Annotated in this window: 15 protein-coding genes; 8 read left to right on the forward strand and 7 right to left on the reverse strand. The window is 41.6% G+C overall.

Translation table 11 applies throughout. The features are described 5' to 3' along the window. Window positions 1-68 precede the first annotated feature (68 nt). The 3 genes from B2400_RS13005 to B2400_RS13015 form a co-directional block, all read right to left on the reverse strand. Window positions 69-1,016 (reverse strand): MlaD family protein, encoded by a 948-nt coding sequence (locus B2400_RS13005; protein WP_149526901.1) that lies wholly within the window; start codon window positions 1,014-1,016, stop codon window positions 69-71. Window positions 1,017-1,073: 57 nt separating this feature from the next. After that, window positions 1,074-1,904 (reverse strand): N-acetylmuramoyl-L-alanine amidase family protein, encoded by an 831-nt coding sequence (locus B2400_RS13010; protein ID WP_260042735.1) that lies wholly within the window; start codon window positions 1,902-1,904, stop codon window positions 1,074-1,076. 78 nt (window positions 1,905-1,982) lie between these two features. Beyond that, window positions 1,983-2,873, reverse strand: coding sequence for an N-acetylmuramoyl-L-alanine amidase family protein (locus B2400_RS13015; RefSeq protein WP_149526899.1), 891 nt, complete (start codon window positions 2,871-2,873; stop codon window positions 1,983-1,985). Window positions 2,874-3,082: 209 nt separating this feature from the next. Between B2400_RS13015 and B2400_RS13020 the strand changes: the two genes are divergently transcribed. The 3 genes from B2400_RS13020 (at window position 3,083) to B2400_RS13030 (ending at window position 8,501) form a co-directional block, all read left to right on the forward strand. Then, window positions 3,083-5,707 carry a putative LPS assembly protein LptD gene (locus B2400_RS13020; RefSeq protein WP_293934022.1) on the forward strand — a complete coding sequence of 875 codons (2,625 nt, stop codon included), beginning with the start codon at window positions 3,083-3,085 and terminating at the stop codon, window positions 5,705-5,707. A gap of 22 nt (window positions 5,708-5,729) precedes the next feature. Continuing rightward, window positions 5,730-6,980 (forward strand): competence/damage-inducible protein A, encoded by a 1,251-nt coding sequence (locus B2400_RS13025; protein ID WP_293934024.1) that lies wholly within the window; start codon window positions 5,730-5,732, stop codon window positions 6,978-6,980. Between the two features lie 108 nt (window positions 6,981-7,088). Next, window positions 7,089-8,501 carry a dihydrolipoamide acetyltransferase family protein gene (locus B2400_RS13030; protein ID WP_293934027.1) on the forward strand — a complete coding sequence of 471 codons (1,413 nt, stop codon included), beginning with the start codon at window positions 7,089-7,091 and terminating at the stop codon, window positions 8,499-8,501. Between the two features lie 123 nt (window positions 8,502-8,624). Here the strand turns inward: B2400_RS13030 and B2400_RS13035 are convergent, their stop codons facing one another. After that, complete coding sequence (locus B2400_RS13035; protein WP_293934030.1) at window positions 8,625-9,983, reverse strand: MATE family efflux transporter; 1,359 nt, start codon at window positions 9,981-9,983, stop codon at window positions 8,625-8,627. 515 nt (window positions 9,984-10,498) lie between these two features. Between B2400_RS13035 and B2400_RS13040 the strand changes: the two genes are divergently transcribed. The 4 genes from B2400_RS13040 to B2400_RS13055 all read left to right on the forward strand — a co-directional run bounded on the left by B2400_RS13040 (window position 10,499) and on the right by B2400_RS13055 (window position 15,353). Further along, the gene (locus B2400_RS13040; RefSeq protein WP_293934032.1) at window positions 10,499-10,660 is read left to right on the forward strand and encodes a hypothetical protein; all 162 of its coding nucleotides are present in this window, start codon (window positions 10,499-10,501) and stop codon (window positions 10,658-10,660) included. A 26-nt stretch (window positions 10,661-10,686) separates the two neighbouring features. Continuing rightward, on the forward strand, window positions 10,687-12,345 hold the full coding sequence (locus B2400_RS13045) for a hypothetical protein (RefSeq protein WP_293934035.1): 1,659 nt from the start codon (window positions 10,687-10,689) through the stop codon (window positions 12,343-12,345). 185 nt (window positions 12,346-12,530) lie between these two features. Next, the gene (locus B2400_RS13050; RefSeq protein ID WP_293934038.1) at window positions 12,531-13,058 is read left to right on the forward strand and encodes a Sec-independent protein translocase subunit TatA/TatB; all 528 of its coding nucleotides are present in this window, start codon (window positions 12,531-12,533) and stop codon (window positions 13,056-13,058) included. 72 nt (window positions 13,059-13,130) lie between these two features. Further along, window positions 13,131-15,353, forward strand: a complete 2,223-nt coding sequence (locus B2400_RS13055; protein WP_293934046.1) for a Tex family protein — start codon at window positions 13,131-13,133, stop codon at window positions 15,351-15,353. Between the two features lie 159 nt (window positions 15,354-15,512). Here B2400_RS13055 and B2400_RS13060 read toward each other — a convergent pair whose 3' ends face one another. The 3 genes from B2400_RS13060 to B2400_RS13070 form a co-directional block, all read right to left on the reverse strand. Then, on the reverse strand, window positions 15,513-16,067 hold the full coding sequence (locus B2400_RS13060; protein WP_149526892.1) for a NifU family protein: 555 nt from the start codon (window positions 16,065-16,067) through the stop codon (window positions 15,513-15,515). Between the two features lie 73 nt (window positions 16,068-16,140). After that, complete coding sequence (gene purB, locus B2400_RS13065) at window positions 16,141-17,490, reverse strand: adenylosuccinate lyase (RefSeq protein ID WP_286652502.1); 1,350 nt, start codon at window positions 17,488-17,490, stop codon at window positions 16,141-16,143. 123 nt (window positions 17,491-17,613) lie between these two features. Further along, window positions 17,614-17,832 carry a hypothetical protein gene (locus B2400_RS13070; protein WP_149526890.1) on the reverse strand — a complete coding sequence of 73 codons (219 nt, stop codon included), beginning with the start codon at window positions 17,830-17,832 and terminating at the stop codon, window positions 17,614-17,616. 236 nt (window positions 17,833-18,068) lie between these two features. Here B2400_RS13070 and B2400_RS13075 point away from each other — a divergent pair, with 236 nt between their 5' ends. Continuing rightward, entirely contained in the window at window positions 18,069-19,418 is a 1,350-nt protein-coding gene (locus tag B2400_RS13075) for an acyl-CoA dehydrogenase family protein (protein ID WP_286652503.1), read from the forward strand. The last annotated feature ends 277 nt before the right edge of the window (window positions 19,419-19,695 follow it).

Below are 19,695 nucleotides of genomic sequence, written 5' to 3' on the forward strand. Positions count from 1 at the left end.
CTTTTTAGACACCTTCTTCTTATTTGCAATAAAGTGAGGCTATGTTCTGAACTTTGCCGCGCTTTATACTATTTCGTGTCCTTCTTACCGAAGATGGATATCTTCAAGTATTTACCAGGGTTGGTCTTCAAATCATTCACCAACTCATCTAAGCTTTTCGATGCGTTATTCAGGTTGTTATACAGCTTCTCGTCGTGGATTAACAAGCCGATAGAACCTTCTCCAGAGTTGATTTTATTGGTGATAGCCTGTACATCGCGCATCGCTTGATTCGCATTGTCGATAGTTGCTTTAATTTCAGTTTTCGAAAGATCTGAGGATAGACTATCTAAGTTGCCAAGGATGTTGTTGATCTTCGCGTTATTGTTCTTGAAGTTGTTGGTGATAGACTCTAAGTTAGCCATGATGTTTGCCAATCTGTTCTTCTCAGAACCCATTAAGCCATCAACATCGCTGGTAATTTTCTCCAGGTTTTTCAGTGACACGGAAATACTATGCACACTGCTTTTGAAATCGCGTTGGAAACCATCATCTAATACGGAGTTCACTCCAGACAATACCGAGTCTAGTTTTTCCACCAGGTTTTCGATTTTCTTTTGCAAAGGCTCTACCTTCTCCATCAGGTTTGCCTGAACATCTGATAAAAGGGGGTCGCCACTTCTGGCCATCGTTGTGCTGTTGCCAAGTTCGAAAACAATAGCCTTACTACCTAATAAATCAGCACTTACAATTCTCGCTACGGTGTTCGAAGGGATATCATAATCGTTGTTGATCTTAAACTCCGTGCGGATTTTGCCATTCGGCTGCAACGTTAATTTTGATACACGCCCAATTTGAAATCCAGATACGAGCACCGGTTTTGAAACCGCTAATCCGTCTACATTGTCGTATTCGGTATAAAATGTGTTTTCGCTACTAAAGACGTTGTTGCCCTTTAAAAAACTATAGCCGATAAATAAAATTGCAATGGCAATACTGGTTAATGCGCCGACCTTGGTTTCGTTAGATATCTTCAAAATATTCTTAATTAAGTTATTCTACTCTCCTATATAATCCCCAATTTAAGAAAAAGTTTATCTTTCTACGTTTTTTCTATAGGTATTTATGGCATTGAACAAGTCGTTGACTATGGATTCTTGACCAGCTGCAGACATCATAAAGCGTTCTTCGTCAGGGTTAGAGATAAAGCCGATTTCGGTTAATACCGCCGGCATCCCTGCTGTTGCTAATACTGCTAATGACTGCTCCTTCACTCCGCGATCAACACGACTTGATCCCGCAAATTGATCCTGCATATAAGATGCCAATCTGATGCTTTGCTCTCTAAATTTACGTTTCATTAACGAAAATACGATATAAGAGGATGGGTCTTTCGGGTCAAAACCACCATAGTTCTGTTCGTAGTTATCCTCCAATAGGATAGAAGCATTCTCACGGATCGCAACATCTTGATCACCGGTACGGCTAAAACCGAGTACCAAAGTTTCGGTTCCTTTAGCCGAGGTATTCAGCACTCTTTGCGTCACATAACGACCTCTACTGTTTTTTACGCGGCGAGTAGATGCACCTCCGGAGTTACAGTGTATAGAGATAAATAAGTCAGCATGGTGTTTATTGGCGAGGGCCGGGCGTTCATATAATTTTGGGTAAACATCTGTAGTGCGTGTGTACACTACTTTAACTCCTGGTAGATCTTTTTGGATTTTCTTTCCTAGTTTCAAAGCAACCTGAAGGGCGATGTCTTTTTCTTTTGACTGTCTTCCTACGGCTCCGGAGTCATTTCCTCCATGCCCAGGGTCAAGCACTATTGTTTTTATTTTTTTGTTTCCACCGTTTTGACCTTGGTCGTCGGCGGGTTTAAAACTTGCTAAGGCTAATACAACAAGACAAAGTGCTAACTGCATTCCCTTTGTCCAAAATTGATTGTTCTTGATTGTGTCTTTCAAAATAAAATAATCTTCTTTTGCTTTTTCTGTTTAAAACTAACGTTGTGCGATCGCTTCGTGTCCATGTTTGTACCGCTTGATGGCATCTACTAAGTTGGTTACTATTTCACCTTGACCTACAGAAGATAACATGTAGTTTTCCTCATCAGGGTTACTAATAAAGCCAATTTCAGTAAGGACAGCCGGCATACTTGCGCCAGCTAAAACAGCTAGTGATAATTCTTGTACGCCGCGGTTCGCACGTCCTTTGCTGACGTACTCATTTTGAACATACGTTGCAAACTTAATGCTTTTTTCTCGATATGTTCTTTTCAATAACGAGAAGATGATGTAAGAGGAAGGATCGTTCGGGTCGAAACCATTGTATTTTTCCTGATAGTTGTCCTCCATCAAGATATCGGCGTTTTCTCGTGTTGCTACGTCCGACTCGCCACGTTGAAGCCTATTATAACCACATACAAACGTCTCTGTGCCGCTCACTCCGGGGCGATAGATCGTACGAGTCGTATAACGACCATTCTTCCCTTTTACGCGCTGGTCGGAGTTTGCTGAGTTGCAATGGATGGAGATAAATAAATCGGCATGATTGCGGTTGGCAATATTAGAGCGTTCATGAAATGGAACGTCAATATCCGTTTCACGGGTCAAAATAGCTTTAACACCGGGAATGTTCTTTTCAATAGAGTCCTTTAATTTCTTTGCAACTTGCAATACAATGTCCTTTTCAGCGGATATCTTTCCATAAGCACCGGGAAGTTTTCCGCCATGCCCTGGGTCAATAACGACTAACTTAAAAGTTTTATTGTTAGTCTGTACCTGTGGGGTAACATCAGACTTGGAATAACCTGAATAATTTCCAATTAAAAATAGGGGGGCTGCAATTCCGATAATTGCTAAGACTAATTTGGTTGATTTCCTAAGATTCATCACTATTTTCAAATTATTATATCTATCAACGCGTTTCAAACTCACAAATTGTTAAATATGATTAAGATTGTCGAAAACCTCATATATGTAATAGATTTTTGACTATTTTTGCCATCAAGAGTTTAAAATTAGCACAAAAATAACATTCATAATTCATTTTGAAGGCTTTAAGTTGTTTTTTCCATATCCTGTTTTTCCTTTTAGCCGGAGTGGCCTCATTGCAGGCACAGGAAGAAACTACATTGAGACGTCCTCCCGTTACACAAGATACCACAAAAAAGCTACAAGATTCGACTTTAATAACACAAGATAGCGCGAAAAATAACTTCCGTGAGGTCACTGGTCAGGATACTGTAGTCATGCAGGATAGTTCAGGCCTAGAGACTACGGTTAGTATTGTAGCTAATGACTCGTCTTGGAATGAAGTAAGTAAGAATATTCTCCACTTATTTAAAGGAGCGAAGGTAAAATACCAAGGTTTTGAATTAGCGGCCGACTATATCCGCTTGGATCGAAATACCAATGTGTTGTTTGCCTCCGGTGTTGTTGACCATAATGGGAAATATGTCGGTCGACCGGTCGTGATCATGCCGGGCGAAGCGCCAATTGCGGTAGACTCCTTGCTATATAACTACAAAAGTCAGATTCCGAAGACTTTCGGGGTAATGACGGAGGTGGACGGTGGTTTTATCCAGGCCCGCGAGGTGCGAAAGAATATTTACGATGAAACCTCGATTTATCAAGGTCTATATAGTACTTGTAATTTGCCGTATCCGCATACCCACTTTGGTATTCAGATTACGAAGGGTGTCATCACAGAGAAACAGATTATTGCCGGACCTTCCTATTTGGTCGTTGAAAATATTCCTTTAAAGTTCCTTGCCATCCCATTTGGCTTCTTCCCAAAACAAGATAAGAAGAGCTCTGGGTTTTTATTCCCTTCTTTCGGGGAAGATGCCGCAAGAGGGTTCTCGATGCGCGACCTAGGTTGGTACCTAACGTTCAACGATTACTGGGATACCGAATTCCGTGGGAACTTATATTCTAAGGGTTCTTGGGAGGCGAGCATGCGGACACAATACTTAGTTAACTACAAATTCAATGGTAACTTTGCTCTACGCTATGGATCGACGGTAACCGGGGTAGAAGGTACGCCGAGTTTCGGAAGAAATAAAGACTTCAACGTCACTTGGAACCATACCCAACGTCAGGAAGCTAATCCTGGAACGTCTTTTACAGCGTCAGTTAACTTCGGTACGACCTCCTATTTCAGAAATACAGCAGCCAACAGTACCTACGATATCAATCAGATTACGAACAACCGCATGGGATCTTCGATCGCATACGGTAAAGTATTTGCGGATGGGAAAGTGAATTTCACTTCCAGCTTACGCCATGAGCAGGATATGCGTAATGGAGATATTCGTTTGGAACTTCCTCAAATCAGTTTGAACGTTTCTACATTCAATCCTTTCGATTCTAAAAATCGTATAGGTGAGCAGAAATGGTATCAACGCATTACTGTAGGGTATAGCTTGCAAGGAAGAAACTTCGTAAATACGAAAGACTCTATTCTTTTCAAAGGGAACTTCTTAAACCAATTTACGAATGGTTTCCAACATAACATTCCAGTAAGTTTAAGCTTAAACGTATTGAAGTACTTCCAGTTCAATACCTCGATGAACTATACTGAGCGCTGGTATTTCCAATCTGTCGAGAACAAACTATTAAACGAGATCAACGGTTACTCAACTGTCAAGGATACGATTCAAGGCTTCAAACGTGCGTATGATTACAACATTTCTAGTGGTTTATCGACCAAGATTTATGGAAATTTCAAGCGAGGGATTGGCAAGATTGAGGCCATGCGACATGTCATGACGCCTTCCATCAATGTCAACTACAGACCTGATTTTGGTGCGGAACGCTACGGCTTTTACAAGGATTTTGTTGATCATAACGGTGCATACAGACGTTATTCTATTTTTGAAAATGCAGTGTATGGAACACCGTCTCAGGGTAAATCGATGGGTATAGGGTTTTCTATCGACAACACCTTAGAAGCGAAAATACGAGACGACAAAGACTCGACAGGTACTGGTATCAAGAAAATTCCAATTATTCAAGGTTTGACTTTTAGTGGTAACTACAATGCTGTTGCCGACTCACTCAAATTGTCACCTATCAGCTTCTCCGGAAGGACATCGCTTTTCGACCAGAAAATCAATATCAATTTTAACGGTAGTTTCGATCCCTATAGCTATGATAAATTCTCAGGACGACGTATCGACCGCTTTGCAGTGAAGGATGGTCAACTAGCACGCCTGACGAACTTTGGCTTATCGTTCGACTATAGCTTTAATCCTAAAGCGTCGAAGAGCAGAAATGATAATATCGATTCCCTGAGAAACAGTATGCCGGCAATGACCGACGAGCAGACACAAGCGCTAGCTCGTATCAGTACGGATCCGAACGCCTTTGTAGATTTTAATATTCCATGGAATCTATCAGGTTCCTTCAGTTTCAACTACGCATCAGTTTTTGATTCGGAATTGAAGGAGATGAAACCGAATATTACGAGTACAGTCAACCTACATGGTGATTTCAATATGACACCGAAATGGAAAGTGCAGTTCAATACCGGCTTTGACTTTGTACGGATGGAGTCTTCGATGTCGCAAATCAGTATTTATCGTGATCTCCATTGTTGGGATATGTCCGTTGGCTGGGTGCCATTTGGACGATATAAGAGTTTTAACGTGACGATCAGAGCCAAGGCTTCTATCCTTCAGGATTTGAAACTAACCAAGCGCAACAGTCACTTTACCTATTAACAAGCATATAACCAAATATGCCATGAAAGCAGAAATTATTACCATTGGTGATGAAATTTTGCTAGGGCAAATTGTCGATACCAATTCGGCATGGATGGCACAAGCCTTATTGTCCTTGCAAATCCAAATAGAGCAAATTACTTCCATTTCTGACCGCGAGGAGCATATTCTTGAAGCTTTGCACAATGCTTCCAAGCGTGCCGATCTGATTATCTGTACGGGCGGATTAGGCCCCACAAAGGATGATGTGACTAAGTTTACTGCTGCGAAATTCTTTAACACTAGCTTGGTCCGTAATGAGGCCGTCTTGGATCATGTACGCGGAATATTTGCGCGCATGAATCGTACCATGCCCGACATCAACCATGGGCAAGCGGACGTTCTAGCGAACGGAGAAGTCTTATTCAACGATTGGGGGACAGCGCCCGGGATTTGGGTGTCGCATGAGGAAAAAGTATTTGTGTTCTTGCCGGGCGTTCCGTTCGAGATGAAAAATTTAATGACTCATCGTGTTTTACCCAAGCTTAAGGAGTTCAAGAGCGAGGAGAAAATAGCTATTCGCTACATCCTAACGGTAGGAATCGGAGAGTCACATTTAGCAACACAGATCGCTGATATCGAAGATTCTTTTCCAGCACATTTACACCTTGCCTATCTTCCAAAGATTGGCCTTGTACGCTTGCGCGTTTCGGCATCCGGACGCGACTTAGACGCATTGGAGAAAGATGTAGCTCATTATGCTGATCTGCTTGCAGATCGGATTGGCGATGCGGTCGTCGCTCGTGAAGACCTGAGTTTCGAGGAGGTAATCGTTCGTTCATTTGTCGATTCTAAAGCGACTTTAGCTACCGCAGAGAGCTGCACAGGAGGCAATGTGGCTAAGCAGATTACCGAAGTATCAGGTGCTAGCGAAATGTTTATTGGCGGCATAGTAGCCTATGCAAACCAAGTGAAAGAAGCTTTGTTGCATGTGGAACACGCAACACTAGAAGCCTACGGAGCAGTTAGCGAAGAGACAGCAATTCAAATGGCAAAAGGTGCGCAAAAGCAGCTAGGTACGACCTACGCCATTGCGACCACTGGAATTGCAGGACCAGGTGGCGGAACTCCGGACAAGCCTGTAGGAACCGTATGGGTTGCGATAGCTGGCCGCTCGGAAGTGAAAACAAAGTTGTTCCAGTTTCACCAAGACCGTGTGTTGAATATCGAAAGAACCACCTCTCAAGCACTTCTGATGTTATGGAATCTATTTCAAAAAGAAAAAGGCTTTTAACAAAATTATATTCCTAATATTTTAAGTTACAAAATATTTAATTTTGTTTACTTGTTAGTTGAGTATTAATAATTAACTTAGTATTTCAAACAATCGAAATAATAATAGATGGCTATTTATAAACTTTTACTCCCAAAAATGGGCGAAAGCGTATCTGAAGCTACGTTGACCAATTGGTTAAAACAAGTTGGAGATCAAATCAATGAAGACGACGCCGTTGCAGAAATTGCCACGGATAAAGTTGATTCTGAGGTTCCTTCGCCGGTATCAGGCAGATTGAAAGAGCGATTGTTCGAAGAGAATCAAGTAGTACAGGTAGGGGATGCGATTGCCTTGATAGAGGTGGATGGCGATGATGAAGACGATGCTCCTGAGACCAATCATGTAGCAGAAGCAATATCAACCGAGATTCCTCAGCCAACCGATGAAGAATTGGCGGAAGCTAATTCAAATACCGAAGAACCAATCCCAGGTATTGCCCAAGTTGAACAGTCTAAAAATCATGATACCTTGCACGGCGAACCTATGCAACATGGTATCCGTTTTTATTCTCCCTTAGTGAGAAATATTGCACAGCACGAAGGAATCAGTCAAGCTGAATTGGACACTATTCCGGGTACAGGTGCCGAAGGCCGCGTAACGAAAGAGGATGTATTGAAGTTTATTCAACAACGTACGAATACAGGTCAGAGCCAAGCTGCGCCTGTTGAGTATGCTAAGCCTGCGGAAGAGACTCGTTCAGCCGTAGCAGCTCGTGCATCTCAGACTGCAAATACACAAACTGCTCCGGCTCAAGTGGTGAAAGCTAGCAACGGAGATGAGATCATAGAAATGGACCGCATGCGCCGTCTGATATCTGACCACATGGTCAACAGTGTTAAGACTTCACCGCATGTTTTCTCGGTAGTAGAAGCAGACGTCACTGGCCTAGTCAACTGGCGAAATAAAGTAAAGGATGAATACAAGAAACGTGAGGGCGAGAATATCACCTTTACGCCGCTTATAATCGAAGCCATTGCAAAAGCGATAAAAGACTTCCCAATGATTAATGTTTCGGTGGATGGTTATAATATCATTCGCAAGAAGAATATCAACATTGGTATGGCAGCAGCTCTTCCGACAGGAAACTTAATTGTACCTGTTATTAAGAATGTAGATCAGTTGAGTTTGTCTGGAATCAGTCGTTCGGTAAACGATCTTGCAAACCGTGCGAGAGGTAATAAGCTGAAACCAGATGACACTCAAGGAGGAACATTTACCTTCACTAATATCGGTGCATTCGGTAATATCCTCGGGATGCCGATCATCAATCAACCGCAAGCTGCAATCCTTGCTGTGGGTACCATCAAGAAGAAACCGGCGGTTTTAGAAACAGAACAAGGTGATGTGATTGCAATTAGACATATGATGTATCTTTCCATGTCCTATGATCACCGTGTCATTGACGGGGCCCTAGGTGGACAATTCATTCGTCGAGTAGCGGATTATCTAGAGAACTGGGATATTAACCGAGTGGTTTAGAATAGACATTAGATCTTAGACCTAAGATCTTAGAATATTAAAGGCGTCATGTAAGTGCTATTAAAAGTACTTTACATGACGCCTTTCTTATTTTGTGATTTGGGTTAACCCAAGTCCAACGGATTAGTGATTCGCGTTAATTGAGCTAGTTCCCATGTCCTTTTCCCGCTTTTTGATAATATGTTTATAACGGAAGTACAATAGAATAGAGGACGTCAAAAGACCTAGTGTTAATCCATACCAGATACCTTTAACTCCAACGCCAGTTTTTACGCCTAGGAAATATGCGATTGGTAATCCTACGATCCAGTAAGCGAAGAATGTGATAAATGTCGGAATATTGACGTCGCCCATTCCACGAAGGATACCTAATCCAACCACTTGCGTTCCATCGAATAATTGGAACATTCCAGCGATGATCAGTAACTGTGCTGCGAGCGCTATCACCTCTGCATCTTTAGAAATGATGTAAGGAAGATATTGGTTGAACACCGCGAATATAATAGCACAAACAATCATAAAGACCAGTACCAAATGATAGGATACCGTTGCGAATTTTTCTAATCGGAAGAAGTTCTTGTTGCCATAGCTATTGCCGACTTTGATGGTGGCAGCCGAGGCTATTCCGCTAGCCATCATATAGGTCATTGCAGCAAGTGTAATCGCTGTTTGATGTGCTGCTTGTTCTAATGCCCCGATCTTACCTGCAATTAATGCAGCGCCAGCAAATGCCCCGATTTCAAACACATATTGCATGGCTACAGGAGCTCCTATTTTAAGAATCTTTTTCATGCGATCCGAATCGATGAAGCGGATAGAGAAATGTTGTATATAGTGCTTGAAATTGCTCGACTTGAGTACATACCATGCCATTACGATCATCATCAGTATGCGATCGACTAGGGTCGCAATACCCACACCGGCAACACCCATAGGTTTGATGCCGAACATCCCTTTTACTAGAATTACCGCAAGGATCACGTTCAGTACATTTCCCCAGATGGTAATATTCATCGCCTGTTTCGTAAAGCCTAAGCCTTCGGCAAATTGCTTGAAGGTGTTAAACATCATCAAGGGAAGGATGGACAAACTCAGAATCAACAGATAGGGCTTCGCGGTTTCAACGACCAACGGATCTTGATCGGCATGCTGCATCGCATACATGGAACCGAAGTACACAAACAAGAAGAGTAAAATGGCTGAAATAAAGTTTAGCCAAAAACTATTGGATAGCAACTTTGCACATTCCTGATAGTTCGAGCGACCGTTTTCTTGTGCGATGAGCGGAGTCAATCCATATGCTATCCCCAATCCAATGACTAAGACAACCATGAAGACAGAGTGTACAAGCGATACAGCTGCCAGGGAAATCGTGCCGGCAAATTGTCCGACAATAATCGTGTCGGCTGTTTGTACGAGGGTGTGTCCTAGCTGAGAAATAACAACAGGGCCTGCCAATGCCATGCTGCTTAGGTAATACATTTTGTTGGCTTTGTACTTTTGGAACATATCTGCAAATAATAAGAACCGCAAAGGTACAAAGAGTATTTGGGGAAAAATGTCTTGCTGACGTTATCTTTTAGTTTCGATAATATTAGTCGAATTTTTTCTATCCGCTATAGTCGGTAGGAAATCACTGTCGTAATTAATCTACTTTTTCTGGAAAAGCGAGGTTACCTTTGTCTACCTTCTTTAAATGAACAACAGCCCCTATTTGCCCTCTATTGGGATATTTTGGTAACTATCGTAGTAGATGTTCTACAACTTTTTCAATAGCGCTTTCCATAGGCTAAAATACTATCTCAAAGACCCGAAGATTTGTACTTTTGCATTGTTCTTGATCTCTATCAACAACACACACAACACACTATTAATGAAATTTACGTCACTAAGAGATTTCACTAATTAATTTTTAGGTGCCTTTTTTTCGAGAAAAGTTGATTCAAAAGTTATATCTGAACTCGCACGTATCTTTCCTTTTAAACTATTAAGTAAAAATGAAAAACACCTACCTAACTCCTGTTATCCGGGTTACATACGTCGAGATGGAATCGGATATTGCTGCTGGCTCAGCTGTAGTTCGTCCTGAGAACAGGGACCATGTGGTTCAAGAAGAATGGATGAAAGACGATGATGACGTAAGAACGCTTGACTGGTAATTCTATCACATTAAAACAGGAAAAACATGAATAAAATAAATAAAACACTATTTCTAAGCGTCATCGCGTTTCTAGCTTTCGGGATTTCATCTTGCCAAAAGGATGTTATCAATGAAAATATTGAACCTGGAAAAGCATTTATAGAACTTAATCTATCCGAAGATTTTCTTGCAGGAGACGATTCTCAATTTGAAACCAGGGCGAGCACTAGAGCAACGGCTATCAATCCTGTTGTAAGCGATACGACCATGAAGTTTGGGGAACATATGGTCGACGTACAATTGATCGATACGAAATTGGAGGATATGAAATTGAATCGTCCAGGATCGGGAAGCGGCGGCGGGATCAAAGCAGCAGCTGTTTCTCAAATCAATAGAATTGCGATAGGAACCCATTATCGTATGATTGCCTTTGATAATAATGGAAATTATGTAACGGAACGTGCCTATGTGCACGGAAGTGAAGCTATCCAAGATAGTATGAAGTTGGACGCTGGTAAAACCTACAGTTTTATTGTGTATTCTTTCGGTAGCACAACAACCGAACCCGCTACGGTAACTTACGAAAGTGGTGTAAAGACATTCGATAATGTACAGCTGACAAATGTAAACCAAGATTTGATGGTTTATGTGCTTAAGAATAAAACGTTGGTTTACGGTACGAACAGACTTGACGTGGTTATGAAACATAAATTTAGCTTGATTACGACGACGATTGAAATGGGAAGTAATATGAATGGTTTCATAACAGCCTTAGGCAACGTTAAATTTAATAATGTGAGCAGCAGTGCTAACTATAAATTTGCTACGGGTGGTATCTCCTACAATAATCAAAACTATGGTTCGGCGCCAGTTTCTTTTCCAGACCTTGGAGCGGGTTTAAGAACCGTTACAAGCCATTCCACATTAGTAATTAATCCGGCTGCTACCGATAAGAGTTTGAGCTTTGGAACCTTTGCCATGGACGATGAATCCAAAACAAACTACTCCGTTCCGAATATCAAAGTTACTCCAGGACACAAGTATAATCTAATTCTGAAGTTCAGAACATGTACACAGGAAGTAAAAATAGCAGACGACGTTTTAAATTGGAATTATAAGGAAAATAGTAATCAGACGGGCGTAATTGGTCCTGATGGAAAAACGATTCCAAATGGACAATTGTTAACAAAATCATTCACAGCACCTGCATCAAACTATGGTTTTACATTTGATTTCCTTCAGTTAGACAATGCCTTTAACATGAAGATCAACGGGCAATGGATGGTATTAGATGAGGACGAGCAACAGATACAATTCCAAACGTACAATAATACCGCAAATAATGAAGGGATTATCACTAGAAATATTGAGTTTATCGATGGTTCGGAGTACTCGGATAAAAGTGGGTCAGCGAACTGGAACAAATGGAAAATCCCACCGATTTGGGATTTAAAAGCTACATCTTATGCTACACCGATTATTCGCGTGTCAATCAGTAAAACTGGTGCAATCTCCATATTGGGAAGTAAGAGCAGTAATGGGCCGTTGGTACAATTACGGTTAAGAAATAAGGCTCGATTTAACCCCGCTATTGTGTGGAATGCTACAGGAAATAACGTGATCGAAATCAACCAGAAAGTTTCCAACAATACCATTGTCATCGGACGTGGTTATGGAAAGGCCAAGATTTCTTGTACACAATAAGGTTTTAAACTTAATATATGAATTCAGATAGCCTCCTCATCGGGAGGCTATCTTTGTTTATATCCCAATCTCTCCCTTATTTTTTCCTTCTTTCCCTTGATTTTGTTTCGAAATAATTACAGCGAGATATTGATATAAAACGATAATAAACTTACCTTAGCTTTCTACTAGAAAAAGGAATAGAGATGAATTTAGCGTTTTTGAACATAGGTACTCAAGAGATGATGTTGATCGTTTTGGTGGCCTTGTTGTTGTTTGGTGGTAAGAAATTGCCAGAGTTAGCTAGAGGGTTGGGACGTGGAATCCGTGAGTTTAAAGATGCCTCAGAAGGGATTAAGCGCGAGATATCCGATCAGATCAATAATTTTGAAAAGGAGATAGAGGATGTTAAAGCTGATATAGAGAAGGAGCCTGAGACGCGCGTGGCGGAGCAGAAGCCTGAGGAGACCAGCGAGGCGTCTGGAGAGAACGGCGAAGAACTAGCGAAGAAAGAGAAGAAAGCGCCTCAATTTACAGCGCCATCGGGTACATACGAGCATCAGCCTTATCAAACACCTACTGCTGATGATTATTACAGCTATGGCTATAATGATCATTTTGCAAATAATGATAGTCCAGAAACACCTTCAGATGAAGCTTCTGAGACGAATACAGAGGATACTCCTTCCACTGATAATAATCCTTCGAAAGAAGAGCCTACAAAAAATGCCTAACAATATTATTTTATTATATGCCTAAGCTGTTGAAATCCTTCAACAGCTTTGTTTTTCATTTTAATTTTTATGATGACATCACACGAAATGATCGTTTCGCAAGAATTATCTCTTGCTGAGAAACAAGTTCGTACAACAATCGCATTATTGGATGAGGGCGCGACCATCCCGTTTATTTCTCGTTACAGAAAAGAGTTGACGGGCAGTCTTGATGAGGTGCAGATTACTGCTATTCGCGATAGAATTCAACAGCTACGTGATTTAGATAAACGCAAGGAAGCTGTCTTAAAATCTATTACTGATCAGGGCAAGTTAACACCTGCCTTAGAAGAGCAAGTAAAAGACGCCGAGACAATGGCGATATTGGAAGATATTTATCTGCCATACAAACCTAAGCGCAAAACGCGTGCTTCGGTAGCTCGCGAAAAGGGACTTGCACCTTTAGCAGAGCTAATTTTAGCTCAAAATAATATTGACGTAGAAAATGAAGCTGCTGCCTATCTCGATGAAGAGAAAGGTGTTTCTTCCCTAGAAGAAGCATTGGCAGGTGCTAGAGATATCATAGCCGAGCAAATTGCTGAGGATGCAGAAGTAAGAGCAAATACCCGTCAGGTATTTTTGAATAAAGGCGAATTTGTTTCACGTGTCGTGCCGGGCAAAGAGGAGGCAGCCTTGAAGTTCAAAGACTATTACGAATGGTCTGAGTCCTTAAAAGATGCGCCTTCGCATCGTGTTTTGGCGATGCGCCGCGGTGAGAAAGAGGAATTGCTTTACCTGGATATTGAAGTGGCAGAGGAAAATGTACTTCCTAAAATTGCTAAGCAATTTGTGAAGGGAAATAACGAGGCTTCAAAGCAGGTGGAATTAGCAATGATGGATAGTTACAAGCGTCTTCTGAAACCATCCATGGAAACAGAAATTCGCGTATTGACCAGACAAAAGGCCGATGAGGAAGCTATCAAAGTTTTTGCAGATAATGTGCGCCAATTGTTATTAGCGGCTCCGCTTGGTCAAAAGCGCTTACTAGCTTTAGACCCTGGTTTCCGCACGGGCTGTAAGACCGTAGTTTTAGACGCTCAGGGCAATCTTTTAGAAAATACAGCAGTGTATCCACATAGTGGAGCAAATGCTGCCCTGGAAGCTGAAAAGACAATCAAACACCTAGTTTCGAAGTACGATGTCGAAGCGATTGCTATTGGTAATGGTACAGCAGGCCGAGAAACGGAAGATTTTGTTCGTAAGATGAAGTTAGCGAATGTGGTTATCGTAATGGTCAATGAGAGCGGTGCATCGATTTACTCTGCATCCGAGACCGCACGTGAGGAATTCCCGGATCAGGATGTTACGGTGCGTGGCGCTGTATCTATCGGTAGACGTTTGATGGATCCTTTGGCAGAACTCGTAAAAATCGATCCTAAATCTATCGGTGTTGGTCAATACCAGCATGATGTCGATCAGAATAAGTTGCAGTCTGCATTGGACGACACGGTGATTTCATGTGTAAATGCCGTAGGTGTCGAATTAAATACAGCTTCTAAGCAAATCCTATCTTATATTTCTGGCTTAGGACCAGCACTTGCACAGCAAATTGTTAACTTCCGCAAAGAGAACGGCCCATTCACTTCGCGCCGCGAATTGAAGAAGGTTCCACGTTTAGGGGAGAAGGCATTCGAGCAAGCAGCAGGATTCCTTCGCATCAGAAACGCCGAACATCCTTTAGACGCTTCAGCCGTTCACCCAGAGCGCTATGCATTGGTAGAACAAATGGCGAAAGACCTGAATGTTTCCATCCCGGAACTGATGAAGGACGAGAAGCTAAGAAAGAGCTTAGACCTCAAGAAATACATGAGTGATGAGGTCGGTTTGCCAACATTGAATGATATTCTTGCCGAATTGGCGAAACCAGGACTGGATCCGCGTGAGCAGTTCGAAGCCTTCTCCTTTACAGAAGGGGTAAATAGTGTAAGCGATTTACGCGTTGGAATGAAACTTCCAGGAATCGTAACAAATATTACCAACTTCGGTGCATTTGTCGATATCGGTGTGCACCAAGATGGTTTGGTACACTTAAGTCAGCTTGCAAATCATTTTGTAAGCGATCCGCACGAAGTGGTAAAAGTACAGCAAGCTGTAATGGTTACTGTGACGGAGGTTGATGAAAAACGTAATCGCATCAGCTTGACCATGAAGACGGAAGAGAAAGCGCCTAGAAAACGGACAGAGCGAAAAGAAAACCGTGCGCCGGAAACGGATATGGCAAGTAAACTGGCAGCTTTGGCTAGTAAGTTTAAATAGACTTTAGATATAAGAGCATGGCGGGATAGCCATGCTCTTTTTTAATGGTGGGGGATGATCTCGTGACCTTGTATCTAAACCATTACAACAAAAAAGACCAGGATAATCTTCCTGGCCTTCATATCTTTATTTTGAGAATTTATCTATTTGCATTCGCGATTACATCGCTTCTGCTACAACTTCTTCTACTTCTGGAACCATACGTTTCAACAAACCTTCGATACCGGCTTTCAACGTAATCGTAGAGGAAGGACAGCCTGAGCATGATCCTCTCAATTCTACTGTTACTACACCGTTCTCGAATGCTTTGTAGGCAATTGCTCCACCGTCTTGTTCCACGGCTGGACGTACATAGTCGTGCAATACTTGTTGTATTTTCACTTCTACGTCTGATCCTTCGAAAACTACATCCTCAGAGTGTTCTTCTGGCTTTACCGCCAATTCTGATTCCACAGCACCTTTCACGAATTCTTTTAATAAAGCCTCGATATCCGACCATTCTGCATCGTCAGTTTTTGTAACTGTTACGAAGTTGCTTGCGAAGAATACGCCATTTACGAAATTGAACTTAAATAACTCACGTGCAAAAGCCGACTCCTGCGCCTTCTCTCTATCCGAGTAATCTAAGCTTCCGTTGATTAAAAGCTTGTTCACCAAAAACTTCATCGTTGATGGGTTCGGCGTGCTCTCTGTATATACGTTTATTGTTGCCATGTTGTAATCGTTCTAAAATAATGGACAAATATAACTCATTCCGCAAATGACAGCGTCATTACTGCGTAAAAGCTTATAACTGTACGCCGGTGTAATTGCTTGGAGAAATTGCTTTGATCTCCGCCTTAATTTCATCAGAAACATTCAAGTTGTCTACAAATTCAGCAATCGTTGCTTGCGTAACGTGCGTATTTGTACGGGTCAGATCTTTCAATGCCTCGTATGGTTTTGGATACCCCTCGCGACGTAAAATCGTTTGAATTGCTTCTGCTACTACCGCCCAATTGTTCTCTAGGTCTGCTTGGAAAGCCGCTTCATTTAAGATCAACTTGCGCAATCCGCGTAATGTCGATTTGAAAGCGATTAACGTATGTGCGAATGGTACACCAATATTACGTAATACCGTAGAGTCTGTTAAATCGCGTTGAAGTCTGGAAATAGGAAGCTTAGCTGCCAAGTGCTCGAAAATTGCATTCGCAATACCCAAATTGCCTTCTGCATTTTCAAAGTCGATTGGATTAACTTTATGCGGCATAGCTGATGAACCGATTTGTCCAGCAGTAATCTTTTGCTTAAAGTAATCCATGGAGATATATGTCCAGATATCACGACATAGGTCGATGATGATATTGTTGATGCGTTTCAGGCTATCGCAACTTGCAGCAAAGTTATCGTAGTGCTCAATCTGCGTAGTAGTCTGCGAGCGGTTTAAACCAAGTTTTTCATTAACGAAGTTGTTTCCGAATGCAACCCAGTCGTTCGCAGGATAAGCAACGTGGTGTGCGTTGAAGTTACCCGTTGCACCGCCGAACTTTGCTGAATAGGGAACCTGTGCTAACAAATCTAATTGTCTTTCGATACGCTCGATAAAAACCTTGATCTCTTTTCCTAAACGTGTAGGAGAGGCCGGCTGACCATGCGTACGTGCTAACATGGAAACCTCGTTCCATTCTGCAGACAATAATCTTAATTCGCCCAACAATTCATTGATGCCCGGCGAGTACACCTGTTGAATAGCCTCTTTCCATGACAATGGAATAGCGGTATTGTTAATGTCCTGTGATGTTAACCCGAAGTGGATGAATTCTAAAGAGTCCGTAAGACCTAATTTCTCAAATTCATTTTTCAAAAAGTATTCCACGGCCTTAACGTCATGGTTAGTTACTTTCTCGGTATCCTTTATCCATTGCGCATCCTCTTCCGTAAAGTTGCGGTATATATCACGCAATTTATCGTTCAACGAACCATCAAAATGTGCTAATTGAGGAATACCCGATTCTGATAAAGCGATAAAATATTCCACTTCTACCAAAACACGATACTTGATCAGCGCAAATTCTGAAAAGTAATTAGCAAGCTCTTTGGTGTTATTGTAGTACCTCCCGTCGATAGGTGTAACGGCAGTTAAGGATGATAATGTCATGGTATAAAATCTTTTGTGAGGCAAAAATAAGAAATTCGTAGACCTATACCAACCCAAAGGTTATAAAACAACAAAAGCCTGTTTCTAAAACAGGCTTTTGAAGTATTTTTAATTTAGTTCGGATTATTGAACGTTTTTCAAAGAATCAGCGATAGAATCACCAGTTGCTTTTACTGAATCAGCAACGTTTTCTAATGAATCAGCGATTGAATCAGTTGTAGCTTCTACTTGGTCAGCGATTGAATCAGCAGCAGCTTCAGTTTTAGTTTCAGCGTTGTTACAAGATGCAACTGCTACAGTTAAAGCTAATCCTAAGAATCCGAATTTGAATAAATTTTTCATTTTTTTAATTTTCTATTTAGTTGAAACAAATTTGTTTATTTAATCTTTAATACCAGTAACCTAAAAAGGTAACCCAAAAAATAACTTTTTTTTAAAAATTTATTAAACCGGCTGAATTTCAGTTGTTTAATATTCGTTATTTGCTTTGAGCAGCGCAAATATACTACTGTTTTGTTGATTTGCAACAATAAAAAACATTTTTTGTTATATTTCTGTTAAGATTTTAAAGAAAGAATATGATAGATAAACTGAAGAATATGGTAAAGCTCTTTAAATCAGTTGATTTGGAGCAATTAGAAAAGATATCAAAGAAGGTCGATTTAGCCGAAGTTTTAGGCGCTGTATCAAAGATGGACGAAAATCAGCTTAAAATGGCGATGAAAATGTTGACCGGAAGTAAAAAGAAAAAGGATCCGCCACCCATCGATGCCGATTTTTACGATATAAGCGCTAAGCTTTCACCAGAAGATCGAGCACTGCAATTAAAGGTGCGCGCATTTTTAGAAGCCGAAATAAAGCCTGTAGTCAATAAATATTGGTTGCATGATGAATTCCCTTTTGAAATTATACCGAAGCTAGCTGAGCTTAATGTATGCGGTTATGTATATGAGGGCTACGGCTGTGCAGGGGGGACTTCCCTTATGGATGGTATCATCGCTAGTGAGTTCGGACGTGTCGACCCTTCCATCGCAACGTTCTTGGGTGTTCAAAGTGGCTTAGCGATGGGGTCCATTTACCTTTGTGGCTCTGAAGAACAGAAAGCGGAATGGCTCCCGGCTATGCAGCAATTGAAGAAGATCGGCGCATTCGGCCTGACGGAGCCATTGGTAGGCTCCGGAACAGCAGGCGGATTAACAACGACCTGTAAACGCGAGGGTGACAAATGGATTTTGAATGGTCAGAAAAAATGGATAGGAAATTCTACTTTCTCCGACATGACGGTTATCTGGGCTCGAGATTTAGACGATCAGCAGGTGAAAGGATTTATCGTCCGTAAAGAGAATCCAGGGTTCTCGGTTGAAAAGATTAAAGGAAAGATGGCATTACGAATCGTCCAAAACGGCTTGATCACTTTAACGAATTGCGAAGTGCCAGAGTCTGACCGCTTGGTAAATGCAAATTCGTTCAGAGATACTGCGAAAGTATTGCAGATGACGAGGGCAGGGGTGGCCTGGATGGCGGTAGGATGTGCACGCGGAGCCTATGAAAATGCTTTGGAGTACACCCTGCAGCGAGAACAATTTGGAAAACCTATCGCATCCTTCCAGCTGATACAAAATCACTTGGTCGAGATGCTGTCCAACCTGACCGCCATGCAAACACTCGTGTTTAGACTTTCTGAGCTTCAAGACGACGATAAACTGAAAGATGAGCACGCATCCCTAGCCAAGGTATTCTGTACGCTTAGAACGCGCGATATCGTGTCGCGAGCACGCGAAGTGATGGGCGGTAATGGTATTCTGCTAGAATACAATGTAGCCCGCTTCCTCGCCGACGCCGAAGCAATTTACTCCTATGAAGGAACCAAAGAGATTAACTCCCTGATCGTCGGTAGAAGTATTACCGGATTTAGTGCTTTTGTTTAGGTCTAGATTTTAGATATTAGACATTAGATATAAGAGCCTGCAAAGGCTCTTTTTTATTGCCGGATTTTTAAATGCTTGAGAACAGCTTCGACTGCTGTTCTTTTTATTACCAATGTATGACCCAATCAAAGCCCTTTCGGAAGGGTTTGATTGGGTTATGCATTGGGTTTGCATTGGGTTTGAAAGGGGACTGAGTCCTACTTATTAGGAAGGATATGTTTTGAACCTTTGGTTTAAACAGAGAGTAATTGATGAATAAATACTTAATAGAAGATGT

The sequence above is a fragment of the Sphingobacterium sp. UBA6645 genome (genome assembly GCF_002455685.1).
Lineage (GTDB): Bacteria > Bacteroidota > Bacteroidia > Sphingobacteriales > Sphingobacteriaceae > Sphingobacterium > Sphingobacterium hotanense.